Origin of the sequence: Streptomyces sp. NPDC046716 (genome assembly GCF_040645755.1) — a bacterium.
In the GTDB taxonomy this organism is placed as follows: Bacteria; Actinomycetota; Actinomycetes; order Streptomycetales; family Streptomycetaceae; genus Streptomyces.
The window spans coordinates 50283-73820 of the sequence record NZ_JBEYYU010000041.1 but is presented as its reverse complement, the minus strand read 5'-3'; the positions used below and the strand labels follow the sequence as shown (position 1 = coordinate 73820).

Here is a 23538-nt window from a genome sequence, read left to right as displayed (position 1 = left end):
CCGCGCGAGAACCGGCACGATGGTGGACTCCGCGCGTCCGGTTCGCTGACCTCGGGAGCGAAGGATGCTGGCGAATTCAAGGGCGCGTGCCGGGGCACGGAGACTGGAACGCCGAGCCCACGCCGACTACACCGGCGGCGTCTATGGATCATTGCTCGCCGCATCCGTCGTGGTCGGAGCCAGCTCGCTCGGAGTCTTTCCGAGACTGGAGTTGGCGTTGCTGCTGCTGGCCACAGGAGTCGTCTTCTGGCTCGCGCACGTTCATGCCCAGCTCTTCGGCGCACGGATGGCACAGCGCTCCCTGGACCGAGGAACGGTGCTGCACGTGTGCCGGGAGGAGTGGCCCATCGTGGAGGCCGCCGTGCCTTCCATCGTCGCCGTGCTTGTCAGCCCCCTGCTGGGTCTCGGCGTGCGGGGCGCGGCCTGGCTCGCCCTCGCCGTCGCGGTGATCAGCCAGGTGGGATGGGCGACCGTCGGCGCGCGACGGGCAGGCGCTCTCTGGCGTCAGGTGGTGCTCGCCGGCGCGGTCAACCTGGTGATCGGTCTGTTGATCGTTGCCCTCAAGTTCGCGCTGAAGCGCTGAGCACGACAGGCACGACAAGTTCCGTGCACGGGAGCGGGAACTGGCCATCATCTGGAACTGAACCAGCACGACGGGCAGCACCGGCGGAGCGGCCCGGATGTCTGGCTCATCGCCGCTGCGGGTGAGGCGCTGAGTCTGGCACTACTTCCTATGAGGCAGGCCGGGCTCAGCGGTCGGCAGTGTCCCCTGTTGTCGCGGGTCGTCACAGGCTCACGGGGAGCGAACCTGCGGCCGGCCGCCTGGGAGTCGGTCACGGCTTGCAGGCCTGAACCTCAGTGCCAGGTGTTGTCGTTCCCCGAGGTCCTGGTCGGGAGCCGGTAGCCGTACTCCTCCCGGAGCTTCGGGGCGGCCGCGTCCGCGCGCATCGACAGCGCGAGGAGCACCACGATCCCGAGCGTCCACAGACCCGCGATGATCAGTACAGGCGTGACCTCAGTGCTCCGGGGGATCAGGGTGCCGAGTGCTCCGGCGCCGAACAGCGCCCAGACGGCCGTCGCCGCATGCACCTCGGAGGCCTGGGCCGTCGTCGCGGTGATCGCGTGGGCGCGGTCGACCTCGGTCACCTCGGAGCCGCCGCGGCGCACCCGCACGAGGGTGCGCCGGAGTCGCCGTACCCGCAGGGCACCGATACAGAGGAGGACGACCAGACAGAGGACACCGATTCCGACGCCGATCAGCTGTACCTGTCGCCAGACGTGCGCCGCGGGAGAGAGGGAGGGGCTCATCATGGCGAGCACGGCGACGACGAGGGTCACGAGCACAGGTGCGCTCGCACGGTCCAGCTCGGTGGCCTCGGCGCGGTCTCGGGCCTTGATCTGCTGGCGCAGCTTCGTGTCCGCGTCGCCGAGGAGGAGTCCCGCGCGGCCCTGTTCACCCAAGGCATGTCCGGGGAGGCGTTCGCCCGCCGTACGGCGCCACCGCCGGTCGGCGGCGATCAGAGCAAGGACAGCCGGGATACAGAGTCCGGACGCGACGAGCAGCGTGATCGCGACAGCCGGCAAGGCGGACGCGGCGAGCAGGATCCCGGCCGTCGCCAGGAACAGGCATCCGATGACGACGCTCGTCACGACCGCCGGGAAGAGCGGCGTACGGCTGACGGGGCCGCGCGCCTCGACCGCATTCCGCAGCGAGGACGAGTCCTCAGCCGCCGCGTACATACCCGCGAGCGCCAGTTGTTGGAAAGCCAGGCAGTAGCCGAGCACGACCAGGAAGACGGCCATGCCCAGCGCCGCAGCGATGAGCGGGCCACCGAACACGGGCACGAAGCCCGGCGGATCGTCGGGAAAGCCGAATCTGCCGATGAGCGCGAGGACGGGAAGCAGACCGAACAGCGCCCCGCAGCCCACAGCGGCCGCGCCCGACACGCGCACCAGTCCGCCGGCGATCACAACTCCGCGAGTGGGTGCCAGTTCGGGACCCCGGTCGCGCCGCTCATCGCCCAGGGGGCCGCGCTTGGCTTTCACGACGCCAGTCTCCCACGGGCCAACTGGCGGGACGGTAGGCGCAGGAGAAGGGGGCTGTGCACGACGTCCATGGCGCCCAGCCAGTCGACCGCTGCCACGGGGGGGGGCGGCTGGGTGATCGCCGCGCACGCCGATCCCTTCCTTCTCAGGTGTTCTCCTGGGCGGTCTGGGTCAGTCCACAACGCTATGCCGAAGAGCCGTACTTCGGATGGCTGAGCACCGATCTCGGTGTCTACTCGCCCAGCACCATCAACCTGAAGAGACTCACGTCCACACAAGGCAGGTCGGCCAGCGCCCGTTCATCGAACTGGAGCCCACGAGCCACGCTCTCGCCATCGAACAACGCACAGGCATCACCATGGACCGCGTGCGTGAGATCGCCGAAGCGGTCATCCACTCAGCGAATTGACCAACACCCAGAACCATCAACTCTGCGTGACGCCCGAAGATGGAGATCAAGCTCAGGCTGACGCGGCGTGGTCCTGATCCGTGCTGACCGGCCTGTCACGGTGTCGGCCGCGTCGGCCGTGCGTATCGCGCTTGCCGCCGTGGATCAGGCGCAGACGGTGTGGCGAGCCTGGTCGCGACGGAGTGGGCTCCTGATGCTCGCTTCTGTGTCGGCGGGTGTGCTGCTTCGGATGGGTCATGCGGTCTTCCAGGCGGTCCATGCCGAAGAGGAGTAGTCCCATCATCGGCAAGAGCGTGAATGCTATGTAGAGCATCAGGAGCTTCCTCCTCATGGTCGCACTCTTCGGCTGCCCGGCCCGGAAGCGTTCATCGGCGCAGCCGTGTGGAGGTTGTGTGACGCGAAGAGTGCGCCACCCTTCCAACTGGACTGTTCGAGGGCTGCGTTGTCACTCTCCGGGGAGGTTTTGCCGGGCGTCGCGCGGACATGCGAGCTGTCAGGCACGCCAGAGTCGGCGGCCGCCCCGGCGCCTGGGCGCGCCGGGGACATCCCACGCCGTTCGCGGCGGAGAGGAATACGAGGATGACCGAGGACCTGACCGCTCGGCTGACGCCCTGCCCGACGGGAGAGCCTGAAATTACGGCCGGCCGCCTGAGAGGCGGGGAACTCGTCGACTACCTGGTGGAGGCGACGGACGGCTCGGTGGGGCGGGTGGATGCCGTCTCGAAGGAGGTCGGCCCGGAGCATGTCGTCGTCGACACCAGGGACGTCCTGCTGAGCAAGAAGGTGCTGCTGCCCATGGCGGCCGTCACCCAGATCGACGAGGAGGCCAGGCGGCTCCATGTCGGGCACGACACGGAGAGGATCAAGAGAGCGCCGCGCTTCGACCGCGATATGCGGGTTACGGATCCGAGCTTCCGCGCACTGATCGACGAGCACTACGGACTTCCCGGCACCGTCTGAGCGCAGTTGTGGCTGACGGCGGCGATGGTGACGTCGCCTCCGACTTTGGGCAACTCCTTGAGCGGTATCAGCAGTTCGTCTTGCTCATCGTCCACCCAGGCGAAGGGACGAGGGGCGGCGTAGGTCACAAGCGGCCCCCTCTTCCAGTGGACTCGCGTTCTTGCGTCGTCTAAGTCGAGCGGGACGCGACGGCCCACGGCCCGACTTGGCCCTGCCCTGCGCGGGTGTCACGGGGATCAGCCCCTTCTGATCTTTCGCCTCAGTCCGGCAGGGGCAGGCGCAGCGCGCTTCGCCCTTGCCGCCAACGCCCCAGCAGCAGCTCCGCGAGGCGTTCCTCGACGAACGTGGTGGCATTGACACCGAAGGCCACATCGGCATCGAGGTCCGGATCGGTCTCCAGGAGGCCGCCGACGACGTCGCGCCGTACCACCTGTTCGTGCACGGCATCGGCCTCGACGTGTTCGTCGTAGAACCGTTGGGCCGCGGGTCCCGCGCCCAAGCGTCGCAGAGCGTCCGCGAGGCGGCGCGAACCCGGTGACGAGGTGGCCTCGACCGTCGCGAAATGACCTACCAGCGCGCCGCGCAGACTGCGGTGCAGGCCGAACAAGGACATGACGTTGACGGTGGCGAGCACCTGCGCCGGGGCCGCGTCCAGGTAGTGGCCGTAGGCCGGTTCCAGTCCAAGGTCCGCCATCAGCTCGGCGAACAGCCGGGCATGGACATCCTCCGCGCGTCCGGCGCCGAACTCGTCGTATTCGACTGCCACCATGGCGGCCTTCGCCCGTCCGTGAAGTCGGGGAATGACCCAGGCGTGCGGGTCCGCTTCCTTGAGGTGGTAAAGGGAGCGCATGGCTGCGTATTCCCTGAACTGCCACAGCTCGCCGTCACGTCGCAGATGGTGGCTGACACTGGTGGCGTCGAATCCTGCGGTTTCCACCAGGAGGTCCGACAGGGTCCCCTCCGCGTCAGCCTCCGGTGCCGCGTCCGCGCGCAAGGCGCCGAGGAATCGGCGCTCCAACTCACCTCTGAGGGCGAGGAGTTGTGGCTCCCACTCCCGCTCCGCCTCTACATCCTCAAAGCCCTGGTAGTGCAGCTCGTAGAGGACGTACAGCGCCAACTGGAGGTCTCGACCGTACTGATCGGCCTCCTCGACGCTCACTTGCGGGGGATCGAGCGGAGACTGGGCCCGTCGGAGGGCGCCGACGACCGTGCCGGACAACGGGCCGCACGGTACCGGGAGCTGAGGCGAACAACTGCGCGGCTCTACCAGCGTGCTCACTGGGACTCCTCCCCCGCCGGCGTCTCATCGCTCGCCCGGCGGCGTACACGGTGACTCGTGTCGCACCACGGAAAGGTGCTACTGCGGCGGCACATGCAGATCGCGACCTGGAATCGGCGGGACACGTGTGTCGTCCCATCACCATCGGTCACTTCGACCGGACCTTCGATCATCAGCGGGCCCTCCCGGTCCACCGAGACGCGGCGCGGGCGTTCAGATGAGTTCGGCACGAATGACCACCAGCTCTTCGTATGTGGCGTCGGTGTCCAGGAGCCCTTGGGCGCACAACCAGGCCCGGCGCTCCCGCATCACTGGCCCGAACGGCACGTAGGCCTTGTCCACCACCGCGGCGCGCATGCCGAACTCCGCAAGCCGATCCACACTCGTGGACGCGCGACACAGCTCGGAGTGGACCATCAGCAGAGAGCCGCCCCGACGCAGCACACGTGGAGCGGCTGCACAGACACGGTCGACGACCGCTCGGCCATCGGGCCCGCCGTCCCAGGCCTGGGCGGTGCCGCGACGCGGCAGGCGTCGGGTCGGCGACGGAACGTAGGGCGGATTGCTGACGACCAAGTCGAAGGATGCGGGCTCGTATACGGATCCCATATCGCCGTGACGCACTGTGATCGAAGAGCGGTTGATCAAGGCGTTCAGACGTGCCGTCCACACAGCCCGCCACGACAGGTCGACGGCTGTCACGCGTGCGCCCAGGCGCGCCGCCGCGAGGGCGACGGCTCCCGTACCGGTGCCCAGGTCGAGCAGATCGCTGCCCTGGTCGACCGCCTCGCTGCCCAGCGCCCGAAGCAGCAGGTCGGTGTCGTATTGCGGCGCGTACACGCCGCGTGGCGCCAGCAGACGTGACGGCCGGATCGGCTGGAGGGGCTGTCTTGCGCATATGTGCGTGGTCATCGGCGCTTCCCTGGTGCGGTGGCGGGATTCCCTGTGGCTGCGGGACCGGAGCGCTTCTTCTTCCACCCTCCACCGGTCCGCCGTGGACCACCAATCAGGGAATTACCCATCGTGAGCGCTCATGCGGTGCCGGTGGCGGTCACGGCCGCCCCTGCAGGCGGGTTTCACCAAGCCGTCCGCGGTCGCCTCGAAGGGCTCGCTATCCCGTGCCTTTCGGCTTGTCGGCCATTGAAAGGTTGCGAAGGGGTCAGTGCCGACCGTGCGCGCTCGCGGACGCGCCGCCGAAGAGACGTGCGACGGCCCTGAAGGGGAGCGTGACCACGGTGGCTATAGCGCCGCCGATCGCGCGGAATACATCGGCGATGGCCTGGAACATGATGAATCCTTTCTGAGCAGACGCCCGGCCCGCGAACGGGATGGTTCGCCTGAGGCTCGAGCAGCCACCACCGGGGTGTCCCGTGAGCCGGTCCTCAAACCCGCTGGTAGATGCCTCGCCGCCGCTCTGTTCGCCTCTACAGCCGGCGCCTCGGCGGTTCGACAGGCCCCCGCGCCCTATATTCCGGAGCAGTGAGTCCTGTCCTGGTCGACATCTCCACGGCCGAGTCGAGCCCCGAGGAAGGCACCGTTGCCGGCTGGGCGCCGCTAAGAAGCCGGAGGGGGCCGTCGGCGCACGGCGACGCGATGCGGTCGGCGGCCGCCTATATCGGAGCATGTTCCTGGTCCATGCTCACGGGAAGACGTGTGCCCCGCACAAGCACGTCTGCCACGGCATCCCCGGACGTCACGGCCAAGCGCCGCACGGGGATGCTTCGTGCCACGCATGCTGGGTAGCCAGCATGCGCATGAGCCGTCGTTGATGTCAGTGTCGGTGTCGTCAAGCAGGTCGGTTCCCTGAAGGGCAGGTTTGTGGTGGCGTCAACCAAGCGGGTCGTATCGAATACGGGCGCACGGCTTCCGATCTGCCGCACCTGCGGTGTTCAGTACGGGGCGCCCCGCAACGACTGTCCGGTCTGTCTGGACGAGAGGCAGTACGTCGGCTGGGAAGGCCAACAATGGACCACACTGGCCGAGTTGCAGGCGGCTGGGCATCGCGGCCGACTCCACGAAGAAGGGCCCGATGTCGTGGGCGTAGGAGCGGCGCCATCGGTCGCTATCGGCCAACGGGCCCTGCTGATCCGCTCACCGTCGGGCAACGTGCTGTGGGATTGCCTGGGTTACCTGGACGACGACCTTGCCGGGCAGATCGAAGACCTGGGCGGGATCAGCGCGATCGCCGTCAGCCATCCCCACTTCTACGGCGTGATGACCGAGTGGGCCAGAGCCTTCGACGTTCCGGTGTACATCCACGCCGCGGACCGCGCATGGGTGGGGCGGACTGATCCCCTGATCGAGTACTGGTCGGGCGACACCCACCAGATCGCGCCCGGCATGACGCTGATCAACGCGGGCACGCACTTCGCCGGAGGGACCGTCCTGCACTGGGCCAACGACCCGGAAGGGCGTGGCGCGCTGTTCAGCGGCGACATCTTCATGGTCGTGATGGACCGGCGCTGGGTCAGCTTCATGTACAGCATCCCCAACTTCATTCCCGAACGACCGGCCACCATCCGCCGCGCGCTCGCGCTGGTCGAGCCCTTCGCCTTCGAACGCATCTACGGAGGGTTCTGGGGCCGTGTGATGATCGCCAGCGGGGCGGCTGCCGTCCAGCGCTCCGCCGACCGGTACCTGCGGTTCGTGCAGGACGACGGCTCGTAGGGCATTGCCCCCAACGCCGGCAGTGTCGAGGCGCGGGCACTCTCGGCCGACAGCGCGCGAGCATGGGCATCCAGCGACGGACAGGCGAATCGCGACCGGCCCGTTGGCCGCAGCGCCTACTGCGGCAGCGCCCAGGGAGCGGACAGCAGATCGGCAGTGCTGCGCCGGTCACGGCTGTCCGCCGCATCGTCAGCGGCTTTCCCCACCGCGACCATGGAGACGATCGCCCATCCTGGGTTCGGGCGGAGTTCTTGGGTGAGGCTCTCCAGGTCGAAGGCCCGAAACTGGCGCGCGGCCAGGCCCATGGCCTGAGCCTGGACGGTCATGTGGGCGACGGCCTGGCCGAGGTCGTAATCCGCGAACTCGGAATAGAGCACGCTGGAATCGCCGACAAGACGGCGGGCCAGCGTGACGACAAGCAGCCCCGCTCCCTTCGCCCACCTGGCCGAACTCGGAGCGAGATGGCGGACAACCCGCTCGTACTCCGGCTCACCGGGCCGGCACACGAAAAAGCCCCACGGCTGAGAATTCCCGGCGGACGGCGCCCACCGCGCGGCTTCCAGCAGCAAACTCAGGGAGCCGTCGTCGACGACGGCCGACGCGTCGAAGCGAGTAGGACTGAACCGTCCCGCCAACAGAGGATGGATGCCGTCGGCAAGCCCCAGATCACGTCGCATGCCACCGTGCAACCGGCCGTTGCACGGACCTATTCCAACCGGGCGCAATGCGAGAGAGCCGCTGCTCACCCCTGAAAACGCCGCACACCGAAGTGAGCCACAGCGACCCATAGAACAGGCCGCGCACAACGGTGATGGAGCATGCCCACGAACAGGCGCCTCGACTGTCATTGGCAGGTGACGTGCGGGCGGGGCGGCTTGATGTCGCTGGAAAAGCCATCGGCGGACAGATCAGCCCCGCGGAGACCCATGTCGTCGTACACCTGGATGTACCCAGCCGCGTACGACCGGACGTGTTCGGGCTCACTGCCGCGGATCAGTTGTTCCGCCGGTAGGTGCCGGGTGCGGTTCCGTGCATGCGTTTGAAGGCGTGGGCGAAGGCGAACTCGGATGCGTAGCCCACCTGGGCGGCGATCGATCTCAAGGGCGCGTCCGATGTTCGCAGAAGGCGCGCTGCCGTGGTCATCCGCCACCACGTCAGGTAGCCGAGGGGCGGTTGGCCGATCAGCGTGGCGAAGCGTTTGGCGAAGGGGGCGCGCGAGAGCCCGGCCTCCGCGGCGAGTTTCGCCACGGTCCAGGGCGCTGCGGGATCACGGTGGAGGGCGTGGAGTGCCGCGGTGACCTGCAGGTCGTTCAATGCCGCGGCCCATCCGGTGGTACTCCCCCGACCGGGCTGTTCCTCGAACCAGATGCGCAGGATGTACAGCAGCAGGGTGTCCAGCAGCCCGGGGACGACCGCGTCCGTGCCCAGGCGCGGCCTCTCCAACTCGGCAGCCAGCAGCTCCACGGCCGAGCGCAGCTCAGGATGGTGGTCCGAGCGCGTCGGCAGATGGACCAGATCCGGGAGGGTCTGCAACAGCGGGTGAGCGCGGGACGGGTCGAGTCGGTAGGCCCCGCAGAGCACGACGGTGACGGGACCACCCTCTCCGCTCCGGTCGACGCTGTCCGAGACGTAAGGGCCGTTCGACTCGTGGTCATCGGAGCTGCAGACGGGCGACGCCCACAGTCGTTCGGCGCTGTCCGCCAGGGTGTGCCCGCTGCCGTGGGGCAGGAACACCACGTCGCCCGCGCGCAGTTGGACAGGCCCCTCATCGGGAAGCCGGAGCCAGCAGGAACCCTGCAGGATGACCTGGAAACCGGCCGAACCCGGAACGGAGGCGAACTCCTGTCCCCACGGTGCATGCCACCGCACGTGTGCCGATCGGGGACGGCCGGTCCGCGTCACCGCGATCACATCGCTGAGCACATCCATGAGCAGACAATACGAGTCGAAGACGTACGCGCATGAATTGGGCAGCCTGACGCATGGATCGTCTCCATGCGCGGTCATAGGTTCGGGGCATGCCGATGATGAACACCGCGCGTATCCACGAGTACGGCGACACCTCCGTGATCCGCTACGAAGCGGTTCCCCGTCCACGACCCGCGTTCGGCGAGGTGCTCGTCCGTGTCGCGGCGACTTCCTTCAATCCCACCGAGGCTGCACTGCGAGCCGGAATGCTGCAGGCGTTCTTCCCTGTGGATCTGCCCTACGTACTCGGTTGGGACGTCGCCGGCACCGTGGCCGAGATCGGCGCGGGGGTGGAGGGCTTCACGGTCGGGGACCGGGTCATCGGGCGGCTCGACAGCGGGGGTGCGGCTGCCGAGTACGTCCGTGCGCCCGCCGCTTTGCTGGTCGCGGCGCCGATGTCCGTCCCTCTCGCGTCTGCTGCGGCCCTTCCGGTGGCCGGGCTGACGGCGTGGCAGGCGGTTGTCGAACACGGGAAGGTCACCGCTGGGCAGCGGGTGCTGGTCAACGGTGCGGGTGGCGGGGTCGGAGGCTTCGTGACACAGCTCGCCAAGCGTGCGGGGGCGGAGGTGATCGCCACGGCCAGTCCGCGGAGCACTCAGGCGGTCCTGCGGCAGGGGGCGGATCAAGTGGTCGACTACACCGCCGGGCCGGTGGCCGCCGCGGTCGACGGGCAGATGGACACTCTGCTCAACCTGGTTCCGCTGAGCCCGCCGGACGCCGCGGCCCTGGCTCCTCTGGTGCGGCCGGGCGGAAGGATCATCTCGATCGCAACCCCGATCGAACCGGGTGCCGATGCCGGAGTGAGTGCCATGCACGTCGTCGCCCACAACGATGTCGCGCACCTCGCGGCCCTGGTGGAGCTCGTCGACGCGGCAGAACTGAGCATCGACATCAGCGAGTCACGTCCCCTGACCGAGCTCGCGGACGTCCACCACCTCAGCGAATCCGGACACATCCGTGGCAAGGTCGTCATCGTCCCTTGATCCCGGGCAGCGATCTCGCGTACCGCGCCGGCCTGTCGCCGGGCCGGTTTGCGCGTACCAGTGGCCCAACCACTCCCGTCACAAGCCGCCCATGGGCGACCTACTCGCAGTCGGAGGGTTTTCGCGACTACCTGCGTCGGCGCCGCACCCACTGGCCCGGCGGCCTACTCCTCCAGTTGCGGAAGATGCCGAGCGGCCTGCCGGAGCGCCTTCTCCACCTCGAACCGGCTGAGGCCCTCGGCCGCCGCGTACTCGGTCACGGCCTCCTGCACGCGGGCCGCCGCATCGAACCACACGCTCCGCTGCTGCTCACGCTCACCGCCGTCCAGATGCTCAATCTTCCGGCCCTCGATGTCAGCGGCACGCTGCAATTCGATCAGCTCTTCGGGTAGCTCCACGAGCGGATCTTAGGCAGCCTCCGGCCGGTGCCCACCGTGGACGCGGCGGCCGACCGGCCGGAGATCATCCTTCCGCACCGCGCTGGTAGGCCCGACGGGCGTTGCCGGCCGTCATGACGGGCTGCCCGATCCACCCGCGCGCGGCTCGCAAAGTTGGATAAAGGCCGGAGTCGCGGACGTGGTGCAGGGCCGGCCGCGGACCCCGACTAGTGGGGCGGGCCCACGCGCTCAGCCGTGTGAGAATCTGTTCCTCCTCAGTGGCTGCCCTGTGTATTCGGGTCGTGTCAGCGTCTTGTCGGCTGCCCCACCTGCCTCGACGACTGTGCCACATCACCCGATGGGCCTCGTCAAGGCCGTGCTTCCTCCACCGCCTCAGCGCCCGCTGGCCTGGGACCGTCCACTGCCGTCCTGCGCTCGGAGGACAGCGTTCCGTCCTTCAGCGCCCGGGTACGCGCCGCCTGTCCGGCGGCCGCCGGACGCCATCCGCCCGGAAGGACGCATCCCATGACCGCAACACCGTCCGGCAAGCTCCCCAGTGCAGCACCGGCCCGGGCCCCGTATACCACCGCCCGTGTCTCGGGAGAGACCAAACCAGCCGTGAAGACCACTGAATTCATCATCTACATCGTCTCAGTGATCGCGGTGCTCCTCGCCTCACTCGCTGTCGGTAACGGCGTCACCGGCGTGGACCGATTCCCCGCAGATCGGGCCTGGTTCTACGTCACGCTCCTCACCATCGGCTACCTGTTGAGCCGTGGTCTGGCCAAGAGCGGCAGCCGGGATACCGAACACGACGCCCGTTCTCGCGACCCGATGACCTACGACACCGACCCCACTGCCCCACGGCAGCAGGCGCACCGGTCCTGAGGGAGCAGGCGGACAGAGCAGAAGCCAGACCCCCGCACCACCATGTGGATGGGCCGAGTTCCGCTCCGGAGCTCGACCCACCGCTCGTAATGCGCATGCGCGCAAGGACACCAGGGCCCGCTGCGGCGGCCGTCACGTACATACGGAAAGGTGTGCCGCCGCTGACTCACTGAAAGGCAGGAAGACATGCCCGAGCACGACAGCACCAGCGGCTCCAACGACGTCACCACACTCCTGAAAGCCCAGCATGAACGCATCCGCGAGCTGTTCATAGAGGTGATCAACACCAAGGGGGACGAGCGAAAGCGCCACTACCACGACCTGGTGCGACTGCTGGCCGTGCACGAAACGGCAGAGGAAGAGGTGGTGCACCCCTACGCCCGTCGCCACATCGAAGGGGGCGACGACGTGGTGAAGGCCCGCGTCAGCGAGGAGGAGAAAGCGAAAGAGGTCCTCGCGGAACTCGAGGACCTCGATCCAGACTCGACCGAGTTCCTCGACAAGTTCGCCACGCTGCACCGAGACGTGGTGGCACACGCGGAGGCTGAGGAGCGCGAGGAATTCGCCCACTTCGACAAGGCCGCCGACCGAGGAACACTGCAGAACCTGGGCCGGGCGGTCAAAGCGGCCGAGGCCTTGGCTCCCACTCGTCCGCACCCGGGGACCGACACTGCCGTGAAGAACCTGGCCGTGGCGCCGGTTGCGACCGTCATCGACCGGACGCGAGACGCCCTACGACGCGTCATGGGCGAGCACTGACCGGCCGGGCATCCGGCCTCCTGTGTGTCCTGCGCGAGACCGATCCTGATCACGTCCTCCTCGACGGGACCCTCGCCAGGTGCGATCGCGGCCGATGCCATCGGACCTTCCGGAGCTGCGAACGCCAAGGTGTTCCGATCCCGCCGACCGCGCGTACATCGGCCCTCGCCCCTGGGTAACCACACAGCCCTCATCCCCCCAACCCGATGACGGCCATCGGGAACCGTCTTACGACCAGACGAGTCGGCCTTCGGCGACCTCACACACCGGGTAGCTTCCATCGGCGATCTTCGCCAGCATCTCCGCAACGGAGTCGAAATATTGGGCCAGCTTTGCCGGTCTGCTGCCCAGGCGAGCTGAAAACAATGGGAGCGTACGGGCGGAGGGTCACCGCGCCGGTGCCGCGCCTGGCGGACGAGCTCATCGCGGTGGCCGCCGAGTGGTGAAGGACCCGCTCGGCGAGCCCCCGATGCCTTGCAGGGCCTACCCGTCGTCAGGGGCCCACTCTGCTCGATATCCCGGGCGATCGGAATAGCTGGTCAGTGCGAGAACCCGCACCGCCCAGTCACTGCGGAGGGCGTCGTCGTCCCCGACTTCAGCGTGGTCCGGGTCGCGCCAGGCGGCGAGAAGGCCGCGCTTCATGGCGCTTGTGCGTGCCGGGGCGTAGAGCGCGGCGAGCGGGCTGTCGGGAGGCAGCCCTTCGGGCAGCCAGGACTCGTGGGGCTGGTCCGCGGCTGCCGTCTCGTCGGCGTCGACCTGCTCGTGCAGCCAGGTGATCAGTTCAGCGGTCATACCCGGCATGATTCCCTGTGCTACTGACAGTGGATGTCGTCCAAGTCTCGCCCGTGACACGGCCAAAGGCCCCGGCGTCGGCGCCAGTGCTCCGGCGACAGCGGATGAGGACACCGGCGATGCCGACGAGGGCAAGGAAGTGCTCGTCCTCGCGTTCGTAGCGGCGGTGGAGTCGCCGACGCGGCAGGCCATGCGCGGCACGATCCGGCACCTTCGCAGCCACGCGCGCAGGTGCTCGAAGTCGTAGCCCTTGTCCGCGTGCAGACTGGCCGGGCGCCCGCGGCGCGGCCGGCGTCGGGAACCTGGCCGGTGCGATGCCTTGCATCATCCGAATTCGGGCCTGGCTGTCGTGAGATTGGCAGCCGAGATCCCGATCGGCGGCGGCAGTTCGGCACGGTCGCGCACAACATGAAGATCGCCCCGGACTACCGCGACCAGTCCAGCTCACCTCTCGCGCCGAGTTGATCCAGCGTGATCCGATGAACACCCGCCCCAGGGCGCTCGAGCCTCCCCGCTCAGCGAAGACCGAGCTTCTCGCGTTCGGCTTCGATCAACTCTTCCATGAGTTCCTGCGGGTCCACCGTGTACTCGGCGTCATCGAGGGCGTCGTAGTCCTGGGTGCTGAGCGGTAGGCCGAGCTCGGCGAGTTCGGCGGCCAGCTGCGTGAATACGAATCGCTCCCCGGGCTCGTCCTGGCGGCTTGCCTGCGCGGCGGCGGCCCCCTCGGTCAGGGTGCGGCCGGCCAGGCCCCAGAAGGTGAACTCGGTGTCCAACTCTATGAGGTGCCAGGCACGGCCTTCGGGTTCGTCGGGGTGCAGCCAGTAGCCGATCCAACCCTTTCCGCCCTTCGCCACGAGCTTGACGTACTTGGCCATCTCCGCCGCTCCGGCGTTGACGGCCTGCATCTCCGGGTCCGCGAGTTCCGTTGCGCTCAGATAGCTGGTGTCCAGGAGCGGGTGGACCTCTCCCGCCTCGAGGAAATCGAGGTCGAGAAGGTGGGCGAAGTCGGTGCGGCCTTGCCACTGCGCCACCAGCAGCGCGCGCAGATCGTCGGGCATCGGACGGCCGTCCAGCCGCTCGCGGGAGAATGTGGCGAGCCGTTCGTCGTACATCCGTCTTCTCCTGAGGCGAGTTCAGCGGAGTCGGCCCGCTTTTACGCGGTGCAGGTGGGCCACGATGTCATAGGAGTGCGCGAGGGCCGTCCGCGGGTGCTTGTCGGACCAGTACAGGCCGTAGGAGCGGGTGGGGCGGGCCGTTCTCGACCAGGTGCGGGCGGCGGACGGCGCGGTGCGCAGGTCCAGGGCGAAGTCCCGGTGGTCGACCTGGTTGAGAGTGTGCTCGTTGTGGTCGCTGCGTGCGTTCGGAACGGTGTACGTACGCGGCTGGGTGGCGGTGAAGTCGGGCAGCGCGTTGATGCGGCCCGCGCCGAAGGTCAGGCCGATGTTGACGTAGTCCGTGCCGAGTCGGCGACGCAGGAACGCTCCGGCGGGTTCGGGGAATTCGACGGGGTTGTCGCTGGTGTAGGCGATGTGACCGTTGTTGGAGGCGAGGAGGAGCTTGCTGCGGGTGTGGTCCAGCCACCATGCGGTGTTGTCCGCCATGGTCTGGTCGCGGTAGCGCATGCGGTCGGCGAACCGGTCGTCGGGGATGGCGTACGCGGTGAAAGTCTGGGTGAGGGCGGTGGCGGTGCGCAGGGCCAGGTCGTGAGCCAGGCCCGCCTGTCCGTCCGGGCGGTGGCAGGAGCGGATCAGCGTGAGGGCCCGGTCCGCACGGTCGGCCTCGGCCTGGCGGGTGGCGGAGTCCTTGGCCAGTTGTCGGCCCATCCAAATGCCGGCTTCGGTGCCCAGGGCGGGTCTGAGAGGGGCGTAGAGGGCGTCGAGCGAGGCGGTGAGGTCGGGGCGGTGCGCGGCGCACCAGTCGTGGACCAGGTCGTAGGCGTGGGCTCCGGCGTAGCCGAGGTCGTTGCCGACGAAGCGGAGTCGGGGGCGGTCGGTGTGGGTGAGGTTGTAGTGGCGCATCCAGTGGACTAGGTCGAGGTACTCCTCGGTGTTCCAGAAGACGTACTGGCCCTGGAACTCCTCTCGCATGATCTGGGCCGGATCGCCGGTGCCGTGCGCCACATAGTCGTCCAGGCGCAGGCCGGTGCTCCAACTCGCCTCCAGCACGAAAGTGGTGAAGCCGCGGGCGGCCACCAGCTTTCTGAACAGGCGCGCCTTGAGGATGAAGAACTCGTGGCCGCTGTGGGCGGCTTCGCCGAGTCCGACGAGGCGCGCCGAGCCGGTCATCCGGGCCAGGGTATCCAAGTCGGCCAGGGGTACGGCGTGTTGCTTCAGGGCGTCGAGGGGGGACGGCGGGGTCGCTCCGGCGGGGCCGGCGGCGGGCAGGAGCGTGCCGGCGGTGGCGCTCGCCGCTGCGAGCCGGAGGAGCCGGCGGCGGGTTACGGCGGTGTGGGCAGTGGTGCGGTTCATGGCAAGTCCCAAGCTGTGTAGGCGGGTTCGGCGCCTTCTGCGTCGATGGCATGACCGTAGCCGAGGTTTGAGCAACCGCGCAATACGCTTGTATAGATCGCGCGTTTGAGGCGTTCGCGCCAACAGGCGGGTAGCCTGTACCACCATGGGAAACCGTGCAGATCTGCTCGCCGGAGCGCGCCGCTGCCTCCAGGACAAGGGCTGGGCGCGCATCACCGTGCGCGACATCGCCGCCGAGTCGGGGGTGAGCATGGCGGCCATCGGCTACCACTTCGGGTCCCGCGAGGCCCTGTTGACGTCTGCGCTCATCGAGGCGATCGACGAATGGGGCACACGGCTGGGCCGCACACTGTCCTCGTACGGCACCCAGGGCGAGACCACCGCCGAGCACTACGAGGCACTGTGGGCGGCCGTGATCGAGTCCTTCGTCACCGACCGCACCCTCTGGCTCGCCACGCTCGAAGCCCTGGTGCAGGCGGAGCACTCCGACGAACTGCGCCGGTACCTGTCCGGCGGTCAGGTCGAAGGCCGGCGCGGACTCGCCGCCCTGCTGCGCGGCACAGCAGAGGACCAGATCGACGACGCCACCGCCCGCACCCTCGGCGCGACACAACTGGCCCTCTTCACCGGCCTGATGACCCAATGGCTCACCGACCCACAGCAAGCACCGAACGCAAGCGAGGTCGTGTCAGGGCTCCGCGCACTCACTCCGCTCGTCAGTGACACCCGGAGACGGCCGTCGCCATAAGTGGGTGGCGGCGAGGAGGTCAGGCGTGCTTTCGTCGCTCGGCCGGATCTTGCTTGCGGATGAGCACTGGGCCTGCCAGGGTCCCGACGTGGCCGTACTTCTGGGAGACAAGAACGGGTTCGCTGCCGAGGTCGGTGAGTGGGACGGCGCGTTGGGCCAGGTGGGCCTGTGGGCTGCAGGGAAATGGCTGACCTGCGACGACAACTCGTCTTTCGCCAGCCAATTCCGCCGAGACGTGTTGGACACGGCCGACTGGCTGCGCTCTGGGCAGAGTTCTCCACTGCCGTTCGAGGCCCTGCCCCCGGAAGCCACGCACCGGCGGCTCATGCACCGTGCCGGGGCTGACGACGAGACCGAAGCCGAGTACGCGTTTCGCAGCCAGTTCCGCGTTCTAAATTGGGGGCCCACGACTGACAACGTGACGGCTCATCTCTTCCGCGACGCGGACCGCTTGGTGCTCACTACTCAGTTCTGGCGCGAGGAACATCTGATCAAGCATCCAGAGGATGCGGGCGAGGTCTTCGTGGCGGAGATCCCGACGGTGGAGTTCGTCGGGATCCTCGACGATCTTTTGGTCGTGCTCGCCGACGCCCCGGATCGGTCATGCCAGTGACCGGCTGACACGTTCGCCGGGGGCTTCGAGCTGACTGGGGCTGTGCCATCCGTGGGTACGGGGCGACGCGCGCCGGGGCACTCCGCGCAGCGTCGCCACGGGGAAGCGTCCGGCTGCCGGATCACCCCGACCGCAGGCAACGACTGCCGCCACCCAGATTGTGCCCGTCTCTACGGCTTGGCTGACGAGGTGGTCGGCGATCCGGCAGGAGCTGCGGAGTCCAACACCCCGGCGTAGTCGGGCAGTTCGATTCCGTTGATCGCGCGCCCGACCAGCTCGGTGAACCACTCGCCGGCGAAATCGGGGAGCGGCTCGGCGTCCGGCCCGGGGATGTCGCGGCTGCGGGCGTTCAATCGGCCGATCTCCTGGTTGGCCTCGACGTACGCGCGCATCTGCGTCTCGTAACGGGCGAACCCGGTGCCGGGGTCCCACTCGGCGGCGGCCAGTTCTCCGGCCAGCAGGTAGGCGCCGACCAGGGCCAGTCCGGTGCCCTGCCCGGACATCGGCGACGAGCTGAACGCCGCGTCCCCGAGCAGCCCCACCCGTCCGCTCGACCAACGCTCCATGACCACTTGGGCGACCTGGTCGAGGTAGAAGTCCGGGGTGTCGTCCAGGTGGGCGAGGATGTCCGGGACCAGCCAGCCCAGGCCCGCCATCCGTTCACGCAGCAGGCGCTTTTGGGCCGCGACGTCCCGGTAGTCGACGTCGAAGTCCGGCGCGGCGAAGTAGAACATGGACATCGCCCGGGTGGCGTCCTGGATGGGGCGCAGCAGGGCGGAGCGTCCGGAATCCTGGTCCTGGTGCTCGAGCAGCCAGCGGTCGAGCCCGAACTCATTGGGCACGCTGTAGAAGGCCAGCGCGTGTCCGAGGTGGCGGAGGAACCGCTCATGCGGCCCGAAGACCATCGCTCGCAGCGGCGAGTGCAGCCCGTCGGCTCCGACCACCAGGTCGAAGCGTCGCCGGTTGCCACCCGCAAAGACCACGTCGACCCCGTCCGCGTCCTGGGTGAGCTCGGCGATCCGGTCGCCGAAGAGGTACTCGGCGCCGTCGCGAGTGTCGTCGTAGAGCAGCTGGGACAGGTCCCCGCGCAGGATCTCGATGTCCGCGATGAACCCGTCGCCACCGTCGTCGTCCGCGCGGAAGGTCTCCAGCACCTGGCCGTCCGCGTCCACGGTGTGCGCGCCGGCGGTGTCCGTGCACGCCGCGCGGACCGCCGTGTCCAGCCCCATACGCCTGATGACCTCCTTGGCGACACCGCGCGCGTCCACCGCCTGTCCCCCGGGACGCAGCTCGGGAGCCCGCTCCACCACGGTCACCTCGGCGCCACGCCGACACAGCCAGTGGGCCAGCGCGGGCCCTGCGATGCTCGCCCCCGCCACCAAAACCCTGGGACCGCGCGCCCGCGTCGCCTGCCCGCCCGCCAGGACCGTGCGCTCCTGCTCGGAATCGTCAACGCCCATCGTTGCCTCCATGCGCTTCCTCCCGCGCTGGAGCGTGCCCAGCACAGGCTCACTCCTGCCGGTGGAATCGGCAGTATCGACTGCGGATCCGCACAGAACTCATCGGCACGGCCGAACTCACCCTCCGCGTGCAGCACGGCGGTGACCGGCCGGCCCCGGGCGCGGTCGAGACACGAGGCACGTGCCGCGTCGGCGAGCACGGCCCGGCATCAGGCTTACAGGCCTGTACGTGGCTGCGACGAAGCAGAAGGTTGTGGTGCGCTCCGATGCGTCGAGAGAAAGCAGCGGGCTGCGGAAGGCGTTCGTCAGCTGGAATGCGCGTCGCACGAGAGCAGTGCCGTACAGCTCCCCAGCCGTGTCCCTGTTCATCATCTCTACCGCACGAGGATCAGTGCGGTGTCACCGACGGCGAGCAGCTTCGCTGCTTTCTGTCGACGGTGACCAGGATGTTCGTGCACATCACCGGGGCAACCGATCCACCGGTCTACAGCCGAATCTCAGCCCGTCAACGAGACGTGCGAGCCGCCCACCGTCAGCTCCAAACCGGAGGCGAGCGGCTTGGCACTCTTCAGGCTGATGCCGCCGGGCAGCCGGGTGAGAGTCTGCTGGATGTTCGTCGCCGAGCGCACCTCGTTCGCGGAGAGTCCGGAGACCTGTGAGGGGCTCTGGGCATGCAGGCGCAGGGTGTTGTCCTCGACAGAGACCGTGCCGTACAGGGTGTGCTGGCCGCCGTCGGCGGTCTGGAGGGCGATTTTGACGCGGCCCTTGCCGCCGTCGGAGAGCGAGGTGACCTTGACCTGGTCACTCATCGGGGCGGCGTGCAACAGCTCCGCATAGGGGACGAGGGCGGTGCCGCTGGCGTCGCGGGCCACGGCTGTGCTGTAACTGTTGCTGAACTGGACCCCGTGCAGGCGCAGTTCGAGGTTCTCGACCCTGCCGGTGCCTCCGCCGGGAAGGGCTGATTCATAGTGGTCGACGTGAGCGTCCAGCTCGTCGAGGTCGTTGGCCACGATCTGGGTCAGGAAGGGGAATCCCGTGATGGATACCGAGGTTGATTCACCGAACCCGGCCGAGGCGCGCAGTTGGTCCTCGGCCTGTCCTTCGGCGATGGAGACGGCGAGCCGGTCGGCGCCCGTCAGAATGGCCGCGAGGATCACGGCCACGATCAGAAGTCTTCGAAGAGTGCGCATGGGGACACCACAGCAAGGTCCGTACCAGGACGCCGTGATGAGCGTCACACTCATGGCAACAGTCGGGTCACGTTAGATGGGCAACGCGAAGAGGACACACGGCTGCGTCGTGGCCACATGGCCATCTCAGCCCCATTCTTCCGCGACACCGTCACCACTCTTCCGGCGGCTTCGTCGCGGGGGTTGCAATCTCGATATCGGAGACGTCGAGGTCGACCTCGCAGCTCTCCGGCAGCTTGTCGCTGGAGGTCGCACACTCTGACGGATCGCCAGCGGGCAAGCCCTTGTCCGGCTGGCGCTGCTCGGCCGAAGATGAGCTGTCGGTGGAGGGCTTGCTCTCGGGAGATGACGAGCACGCTGCCGAGCCCAGCATGGTGCACAGGATGAGAGCGGCAGAGGCCGCAACAGCACGAGTACGCATGAAAGTCCCCCCATATGGATGCGTGCGTAACCGACGCAACAGTCGCACAACTGCGCCCTTCACGTTTGGGTGGGAGGGGTGGTAAATGTGAAGAGGTGGAGGCGGTCGGGTCCTTAAGCCGCTGCTCGCGGAGCTTGCGCTGCAGCAACGCGACACGCGTCCCCGCGACCTCGGCCACGGCCACGGCCACGGCCACGGCGACCTGATCACCCTGGTCGAGCACGCGGAACGGGCCCGATATCCCGGCCAGTTGCGCCGTCGGCCGCCCTGGTGGTTCCCACTGCGCGGATCCGCCGCGTCCCGTCGGCACTGTCCTGACGGGCCGCTGCCTACGCACGCCAGCCAATCCGCCGTCGCGCACAGCCCGTTCTCAACCAGACGCTTCACGTCCAGGACGATGACGTCGACCAGCCCGGGCTGCGGGCCACCAGGCCCTCTGCTCAACAGCTTCGAAGATCTCTACAACACGCGCCGAGGCTGACGGCGACTCATTGTCCGCGCGTACCGCCAAGCGGCTACTGGTCAGACGGGATTAGTGAACGAGATCGGCTTGCCGGTGGCTTGGGCATAAGCAATTTCCTTGCTCGTGGACTCGCCGATGTACCCGCCAGGGTTGACGACCAGAACCCGGTCAGCCAGGTCGATCTTGCGTAGGTGGAGGGCATCCAGCACCGTCTTCTGCTGGTCGGTGATCAACTCGTCTGCTTCGCCCGGGGCGACAACGATGACCCCTGCGAAGGTCAGATCACGGTTCGCCGCACGCATCTCGTCCACGAACCGGGTAGAGCCGCAGATGCAGACAATTTCAGGTCGATCGGGCACGGCTCAGCCCTTCGCTCGAACGGAGCGCCGCCAGCAGCGAGCACCTTGGCATCACAAACAGTCGCACGGGCCGGCCTTTTACGTAACAACCCGTCACCTGCCCTGCGTAGGCTGAAGGTTAGTTGGTGGCACTGCCATCAGTGAGACCGGCAGGTCACACCGCTGCACCCCGGACCGCACCCGGTGCGGAATCCCGTTGACCACCTGCCGGTGATCATGCACCGTCCGCAGAGGTTGTTACCCGCAGGCAGCAACAGCTCCGGATGTCGCCGCTCTGCCATGGACGCGGGCAGACCACACGTCGAGTCCTACCGACACAATGCCCGAGGGCACACGTTCTCGTTCGAGCGTGCGGACGACCGCATTCGCAGCCCCCGACAGATTTGGGACATCGGGGTACCTGTTGTGCGGGCCATGTTGCGGAAATAGGCGATTTGAGAGACGACGGGAGATGCCATCGGGTGCTCGGATTCGCTCCTCATGGCCGGGTCCACCTGTGAAGGCCAGCGGTTATGCGGTCGCCGGGCTCCTTGTGTCACGTCCGTCAGACGATGACGGGGACGGTCTCGGAGCGCTTGGTGGACCAGTTGGTGACGATGGGCTTGTCGACGGTGGCGGTGTCGGGGAGCTTGATCTCGGCCGGGTGCGGGTCGTTGTCGGTGGTGGCGATGATGATGTTCTCGAACTCCACGCCGCCGTTCTCCTTGGTGGTCTTGGGGCTCACGCCGGTGTAGGCGACGGCGGAGCCGGAGAGCTTGATCGGGTCTTCGCCGCCCTGCCCGACGGGGGAGGCGACACCGTCGGCGCCGGAGCCGAAGGAGACGCTGGGCGTGTTGACATCCAGGTAGCAGGTGATGCCGGACTTCGCCTTGGCGGTGACGAGGTAGTAGCCGCCGGCCTGCGTCTCCGTGGTGACCGTGAATTCGAGGTCGTTGGTGCCGCAGGACTGGCCGTAGCCGCTCTTGTCGCCGGCCGTGGAGCCGGACTTGTCGTCGGAACCGCCGCTGCTGGAGCCGCCGTTGGAGGAGCCCTTGGTGGTGGAGGCGTCCGCGGAGGGCTTGTCGGCGGAGGAGCCTTCGCCGCCGGCGGAGGCGACGGCGGAGGGGCTCGCGGTGCTGTCGGCGTCGGTGTTGTCGTCGGGGCCGCAGGCAGTGGCGGTGGCAGCGAGGGCCGTCACGGCCGCTGCGGCCAGGGCGATACGGGCGGAACGGGCGGTGAGACGCGAACGCATCGTGATCTCCAGTGGCTTGTCGGTGGCGGAGCTTCTTCCTGACACCGACGACACTAGGGTCGAAACGATCTTCAAATGATCCTGTACATGTCCGGTTTCTGTTTCAGCGACCTCGGTTCCCGCAAACGGCGCTCACTCGCACGGCGGCGGGAGCCTGCCGGCACGAACCAGGTGGGCGCCGGGCGCTCCTGCGGACGGGGAACGTGCTTGCCCTCGCTGCCGTCGCGTACAGCGAAGCCGTTGAGCGCCCTGGCGCGCGAGCCGTCCACGGCACAGTCGTTCAGATCGCCTTCCCACGCCGCCTTCCGCGCCGACACCTGCCCAGTTCGCACGCGCGCTCTTCCGGACCTCGTCGAAGTGGATCGCTGAGGCAAGCCCAAGGGGCACGATCTTGCAGCCCTGGAAAGGGAGGTCGCTGGCAGCAGCTCCGAGTGAGTCGACGGACCAGTGGTGGGTGCCCATTCGCTCACTACGCGCCCGTCTCGCGCTCCGAGCAATCCTTGGCAAGGGGCTCGTCGTGGGTGATGACGATCGGCGCGTTCGCCTCCGCCCGTGCGCGGTCGGAAGCCGCCGCGACCTCCTCGTAAGACCATTCCCTGTACAGACGCTCTCCGTGGGCATCGGTGATGTCGATGACCAGGCCCGTCCACTCCTTGGCGGGCTGTTCGGGGACGAGTCCCAGTTCGTATCTCGCGTCCCGGAGGAGGGATTCGGTGACGTGTACGCCGGTGAGCCTCTCGGTCAGAGCAAGGACCGCCGCCTTCCTGTCGACGGCCGGGGCGCTCTCGTCGTGCTCTCCCTCGGCAGTCAGCTGGAAGCCGACTTCCCGCAACAGGGGGACCAGTTCATCGGGGCTGTTGCCGTCGCGCGCCGAGGGACCCTCGAACGTCGTACGGAGCTCACCGTCCTCGAACCAGTGGAAGAGATGGATGGGCTTGCCGCCGTTGCTCGAGTGCGCCACGACCCGGCCGCCCTTCGACAGAGCCTCCGCGCACGCGCCCTCGATCCCCAGGCCACCGTCGAAGCCGAGGACAACTGTCCAATCGCCTCTCTCGCCCGGAGTACTGAAGGCGCCCGCGACGTAGGACTCGTCCCAGTCGTCATCCGCCTCTGCACGGTGAGCGTCATCCGCCTCGATCAGCCCGGCCGTGCCCTCCCCCGTGCCGCGCGGCTCCGCCTCCATCGCACGCAGCACCTCCTGCGGGCTCCGCCCCCGAATCAGTGTCAAGGTGTATCCGCTTTCCAACATGTGGTCGAAGAGCGGCGAGGTGCGGATCCAGGCGTAATCGTGCACGGTCACCAAGTTCATACGGCACAGTGTTCCTGACGCCTCTGACAATGCCCGAAAGCCCGAATCTCGCAACTGCGGCTCGGACTTGGTCTGCGCCCGGTCCGTGTCAGCGGTCTGCTCGTGTGACGAGCTCCTAGTAGCGCTTCGTTAGGTTCTGGACCTGCGG

Annotated in this window: 26 protein-coding genes and 2 pseudogenes; 10 read left to right on the top strand and 18 right to left on the bottom strand. The window is 68.0% G+C overall.

Annotation, left to right across the window (positions count from 1 at the left end):
* Positions 1-64: 64 nt before the first annotated feature.
* The gene (locus tag ABZ930_RS27605; RefSeq protein WP_361553127.1) at positions 65-583 is read left to right on the top strand and encodes a hypothetical protein; all 519 of its coding nucleotides are present in this window, start codon (positions 65-67) and stop codon (positions 581-583) included.
* A gap of 272 nt (positions 584-855) precedes the next feature.
* On the opposite strand, the gene ABZ930_RS27600 is transcribed toward ABZ930_RS27605, so the two are convergent.
* Positions 856-2046: a hypothetical protein gene (locus ABZ930_RS27600; RefSeq protein WP_361553124.1), complete on the bottom strand. Its 1191-nt coding sequence runs from the start codon at positions 2044-2046 to the stop codon at positions 856-858.
* A 208-nt stretch (positions 2047-2254) separates the two neighbouring features.
* Here ABZ930_RS27600 and ABZ930_RS27595 point away from each other — a divergent pair, with 208 nt between their 5' ends.
* Together ABZ930_RS27595 and ABZ930_RS27590 are read left to right on the top strand one after the other, a co-directional pair.
* Complete coding sequence (locus ABZ930_RS27595; RefSeq protein WP_361553121.1) at positions 2255-2455, top strand: DUF2199 domain-containing protein; 201 nt, start codon at positions 2255-2257, stop codon at positions 2453-2455.
* Between the two features lie 579 nt (positions 2456-3034).
* Entirely contained in the window at positions 3035-3415 is a 381-nt protein-coding gene (locus tag ABZ930_RS27590; protein ID WP_361553118.1) for a PRC-barrel domain containing protein, read from the top strand.
* 259 nt (positions 3416-3674) lie between these two features.
* Here ABZ930_RS27590 and ABZ930_RS27585 read toward each other — a convergent pair whose 3' ends face one another.
* From ABZ930_RS27585 to ABZ930_RS27570, 4 genes are all read right to left on the bottom strand, one after another.
* Entirely contained in the window at positions 3675-4685 is a 1011-nt protein-coding gene (locus ABZ930_RS27585; RefSeq protein WP_361553160.1) for an iron-containing redox enzyme family protein, read from the bottom strand.
* Positions 4686-4690: 5 nt separating this feature from the next.
* Positions 4691-4867: a CDGSH iron-sulfur domain-containing protein gene (locus tag ABZ930_RS27580; protein WP_361553115.1), complete on the bottom strand. Its 177-nt coding sequence runs from the start codon at positions 4865-4867 to the stop codon at positions 4691-4693.
* Between the two features lie 40 nt (positions 4868-4907).
* Positions 4908-5606: a HemK2/MTQ2 family protein methyltransferase gene (locus tag ABZ930_RS27575; RefSeq protein WP_361553112.1), complete on the bottom strand. Its 699-nt coding sequence runs from the start codon at positions 5604-5606 to the stop codon at positions 4908-4910.
* A gap of 247 nt (positions 5607-5853) precedes the next feature.
* Positions 5854-5982: an LPFR motif small protein gene (locus ABZ930_RS27570; RefSeq protein WP_361553109.1), complete on the bottom strand. Its 129-nt coding sequence runs from the start codon at positions 5980-5982 to the stop codon at positions 5854-5856.
* 533 nt (positions 5983-6515) lie between these two features.
* On the opposite strand from ABZ930_RS27570, the gene ABZ930_RS27565 reads away from it, so the two are divergent.
* Entirely contained in the window at positions 6516-7361 is an 846-nt protein-coding gene (locus ABZ930_RS27565) for an MBL fold metallo-hydrolase (protein ID WP_361553106.1), read from the top strand.
* Positions 7362-7477: 116 nt separating this feature from the next.
* On the opposite strand, the gene ABZ930_RS27560 is transcribed toward ABZ930_RS27565, so the two are convergent.
* Positions 7478-8038: a nitroreductase family protein gene (locus ABZ930_RS27560; protein WP_361553103.1), complete on the bottom strand. Its 561-nt coding sequence runs from the start codon at positions 8036-8038 to the stop codon at positions 7478-7480.
* 316 nt (positions 8039-8354) lie between these two features.
* Positions 8355-9290, bottom strand: coding sequence for an AraC family transcriptional regulator (locus ABZ930_RS27555; RefSeq protein WP_361553100.1), 936 nt, complete (start codon positions 9288-9290; stop codon positions 8355-8357).
* Between the two features lie 89 nt (positions 9291-9379).
* On the opposite strand from ABZ930_RS27555, the gene ABZ930_RS27550 reads away from it, so the two are divergent.
* A complete protein-coding gene (locus ABZ930_RS27550) occupies positions 9380-10312 on the top strand; it encodes an NADP-dependent oxidoreductase (protein WP_361553097.1) in 933 nt (310 codons plus the stop codon).
* Between the two features lie 164 nt (positions 10313-10476).
* On the opposite strand, the gene ABZ930_RS27545 is transcribed toward ABZ930_RS27550, so the two are convergent.
* Positions 10477-10710, bottom strand: a complete 234-nt coding sequence (locus ABZ930_RS27545) for a hypothetical protein (protein ID WP_361553095.1) — start codon at positions 10708-10710, stop codon at positions 10477-10479.
* 504 nt (positions 10711-11214) lie between these two features.
* Between ABZ930_RS27545 and ABZ930_RS27540 the strand changes: the two genes are divergently transcribed.
* From ABZ930_RS27540 to ABZ930_RS27530, 3 genes and pseudogenes are all read left to right on the top strand, one after another.
* Complete coding sequence (locus tag ABZ930_RS27540; RefSeq protein WP_361553093.1) at positions 11215-11577, top strand: hypothetical protein; 363 nt, start codon at positions 11215-11217, stop codon at positions 11575-11577.
* Positions 11578-11763: 186 nt separating this feature from the next.
* Positions 11764-12336, top strand: a complete 573-nt coding sequence (locus tag ABZ930_RS27535) for a hemerythrin domain-containing protein (RefSeq protein ID WP_361553090.1) — start codon at positions 11764-11766, stop codon at positions 12334-12336.
* A gap of 5 nt (positions 12337-12341) precedes the next feature.
* Positions 12342-12520 (top strand): annotated as a pseudogene (locus tag ABZ930_RS27530) (IS5/IS1182 family transposase); the annotation flags it as partial.
* A gap of 299 nt (positions 12521-12819) precedes the next feature.
* Here the strand turns inward: ABZ930_RS27530 and ABZ930_RS27525 are convergent.
* The 4 genes and pseudogenes from ABZ930_RS27525 to ABZ930_RS27510 form a co-directional block, all read right to left on the bottom strand.
* Positions 12820-13128: a DUF6221 family protein gene (locus ABZ930_RS27525; protein ID WP_361553087.1), complete on the bottom strand. Its 309-nt coding sequence runs from the start codon at positions 13126-13128 to the stop codon at positions 12820-12822.
* Positions 13118-13419: pseudogene (locus ABZ930_RS27520) on the bottom strand (hypothetical protein); the annotation flags it as partial. The gene ABZ930_RS27525 and the pseudogene ABZ930_RS27520, both read right to left, overlap by 11 nt.
* A 224-nt stretch (positions 13420-13643) precedes the next feature.
* A complete protein-coding gene (locus ABZ930_RS27515; protein WP_361553085.1) occupies positions 13644-14240 on the bottom strand; it encodes a hypothetical protein in 597 nt (198 codons plus the stop codon).
* A gap of 21 nt (positions 14241-14261) precedes the next feature.
* A complete protein-coding gene (locus ABZ930_RS27510; RefSeq protein ID WP_361553082.1) occupies positions 14262-15596 on the bottom strand; it encodes an erythromycin esterase family protein in 1335 nt (444 codons plus the stop codon).
* Between the two features lie 145 nt (positions 15597-15741).
* Between ABZ930_RS27510 and ABZ930_RS27505 the strand changes: the two genes are divergently transcribed.
* Both ABZ930_RS27505 and ABZ930_RS27500 read left to right on the top strand, forming a co-directional pair.
* On the top strand, positions 15742-16344 hold the full coding sequence (locus ABZ930_RS27505; RefSeq protein ID WP_361553079.1) for a TetR/AcrR family transcriptional regulator: 603 nt from the start codon (positions 15742-15744) through the stop codon (positions 16342-16344).
* Between the two features lie 25 nt (positions 16345-16369).
* On the top strand, positions 16370-16957 hold the full coding sequence (locus ABZ930_RS27500) for a hypothetical protein (RefSeq protein WP_361553077.1): 588 nt from the start codon (positions 16370-16372) through the stop codon (positions 16955-16957).
* Between the two features lie 170 nt (positions 16958-17127).
* On the opposite strand, the gene ABZ930_RS27495 is transcribed toward ABZ930_RS27500, so the two are convergent.
* The 6 genes from ABZ930_RS27495 to ABZ930_RS27470 form a co-directional block, all read right to left on the bottom strand.
* Positions 17128-18417, bottom strand: coding sequence for an FAD-dependent monooxygenase (locus ABZ930_RS27495; protein WP_361553074.1), 1290 nt, complete (start codon positions 18415-18417; stop codon positions 17128-17130).
* A gap of 497 nt (positions 18418-18914) precedes the next feature.
* Positions 18915-19607: a DUF2993 domain-containing protein gene (locus ABZ930_RS27490; protein WP_361553071.1), complete on the bottom strand. Its 693-nt coding sequence runs from the start codon at positions 19605-19607 to the stop codon at positions 18915-18917.
* 151 nt (positions 19608-19758) lie between these two features.
* Positions 19759-19980, bottom strand: coding sequence for a hypothetical protein (locus ABZ930_RS27485; RefSeq protein WP_361553068.1), 222 nt, complete (start codon positions 19978-19980; stop codon positions 19759-19761).
* A 570-nt stretch (positions 19981-20550) separates the two neighbouring features.
* Positions 20551-20850 (bottom strand): hypothetical protein, encoded by a 300-nt coding sequence (locus tag ABZ930_RS27480; RefSeq protein WP_361553065.1) that lies wholly within the window; start codon positions 20848-20850, stop codon positions 20551-20553.
* Positions 20851-21394: 544 nt separating this feature from the next.
* Positions 21395-22081 (bottom strand): hypothetical protein, encoded by a 687-nt coding sequence (locus tag ABZ930_RS27475; RefSeq protein ID WP_361553063.1) that lies wholly within the window; start codon positions 22079-22081, stop codon positions 21395-21397.
* A gap of 469 nt (positions 22082-22550) precedes the next feature.
* Entirely contained in the window at positions 22551-23390 is an 840-nt protein-coding gene (locus ABZ930_RS27470) for a DUF6461 domain-containing protein (RefSeq protein WP_361553060.1), read from the bottom strand.
* Between the last annotated feature and the right edge of the window lie 148 nt (positions 23391-23538).

What these genes read in the sequence shown, in the direction of transcription:
- ABZ930_RS27605 (WP_361553127.1), top strand. Translation starts at nt 65, where the DNA reads ATGCTGGCGAATTCAAGGGCGCGTGCCGGGGCACGGAGACTGGAACGC.
- ABZ930_RS27510 (WP_361553082.1), bottom strand. Translation starts at nt 15,596, where the DNA reads ATGAACCGCACCACTGCCCACACCGCCGTAACCCGCCGCCGGCTCCTC.
- ABZ930_RS27550 (WP_361553097.1), top strand. Translation starts at nt 9,380, where the DNA reads ATGCCGATGATGAACACCGCGCGTATCCACGAGTACGGCGACACCTCC.
- ABZ930_RS27470 (WP_361553060.1), bottom strand. Translation starts at nt 23,390, where the DNA reads ATGAACTTGGTGACCGTGCACGATTACGCCTGGATCCGCACCTCGCCG.
- ABZ930_RS27515 (WP_361553085.1), bottom strand. Translation starts at nt 14,240, where the DNA reads ATGTACGACGAACGGCTCGCCACATTCTCCCGCGAGCGGCTGGACGGC.
- ABZ930_RS27505 (WP_361553079.1), top strand. Translation starts at nt 15,742, where the DNA reads ATGGGAAACCGTGCAGATCTGCTCGCCGGAGCGCGCCGCTGCCTCCAG.
- ABZ930_RS27580 (WP_361553115.1), bottom strand. Translation starts at nt 4,867, where the DNA reads ATGATCGAAGGTCCGGTCGAAGTGACCGATGGTGATGGGACGACACAC.
- ABZ930_RS27495 (WP_361553074.1), bottom strand. Translation starts at nt 18,417, where the DNA reads ATGGGCGTTGACGATTCCGAGCAGGAGCGCACGGTCCTGGCGGGCGGG.
- ABZ930_RS27475 (WP_361553063.1), bottom strand. Translation starts at nt 22,081, where the DNA reads ATGCGTTCGCGTCTCACCGCCCGTTCCGCCCGTATCGCCCTGGCCGCA.
- ABZ930_RS27555 (WP_361553100.1), bottom strand. Translation starts at nt 9,290, where the DNA reads ATGGATGTGCTCAGCGATGTGATCGCGGTGACGCGGACCGGCCGTCCC.
- ABZ930_RS27540 (WP_361553093.1), top strand. Translation starts at nt 11,215, where the DNA reads ATGACCGCAACACCGTCCGGCAAGCTCCCCAGTGCAGCACCGGCCCGG.
- ABZ930_RS27595 (WP_361553121.1), top strand. Translation starts at nt 2,255, where the DNA reads ATGGCTGAGCACCGATCTCGGTGTCTACTCGCCCAGCACCATCAACCT.
- ABZ930_RS27560 (WP_361553103.1), bottom strand. Translation starts at nt 8,038, where the DNA reads ATGCGACGTGATCTGGGGCTTGCCGACGGCATCCATCCTCTGTTGGCG.
- ABZ930_RS27485 (WP_361553068.1), bottom strand. Translation starts at nt 19,980, where the DNA reads ATGCTGGGCTCGGCAGCGTGCTCGTCATCTCCCGAGAGCAAGCCCTCC.
- ABZ930_RS27525 (WP_361553087.1), bottom strand. Translation starts at nt 13,128, where the DNA reads ATGACCGCTGAACTGATCACCTGGCTGCACGAGCAGGTCGACGCCGAC.
- ABZ930_RS27535 (WP_361553090.1), top strand. Translation starts at nt 11,764, where the DNA reads ATGCCCGAGCACGACAGCACCAGCGGCTCCAACGACGTCACCACACTC.
- ABZ930_RS27490 (WP_361553071.1), bottom strand. Translation starts at nt 19,607, where the DNA reads ATGCGCACTCTTCGAAGACTTCTGATCGTGGCCGTGATCCTCGCGGCC.
- ABZ930_RS27570 (WP_361553109.1), bottom strand. Translation starts at nt 5,982, where the DNA reads ATGTTCCAGGCCATCGCCGATGTATTCCGCGCGATCGGCGGCGCTATA.
- ABZ930_RS27575 (WP_361553112.1), bottom strand. Translation starts at nt 5,606, where the DNA reads ATGACCACGCACATATGCGCAAGACAGCCCCTCCAGCCGATCCGGCCG.
- ABZ930_RS27590 (WP_361553118.1), top strand. Translation starts at nt 3,035, where the DNA reads ATGACCGAGGACCTGACCGCTCGGCTGACGCCCTGCCCGACGGGAGAG.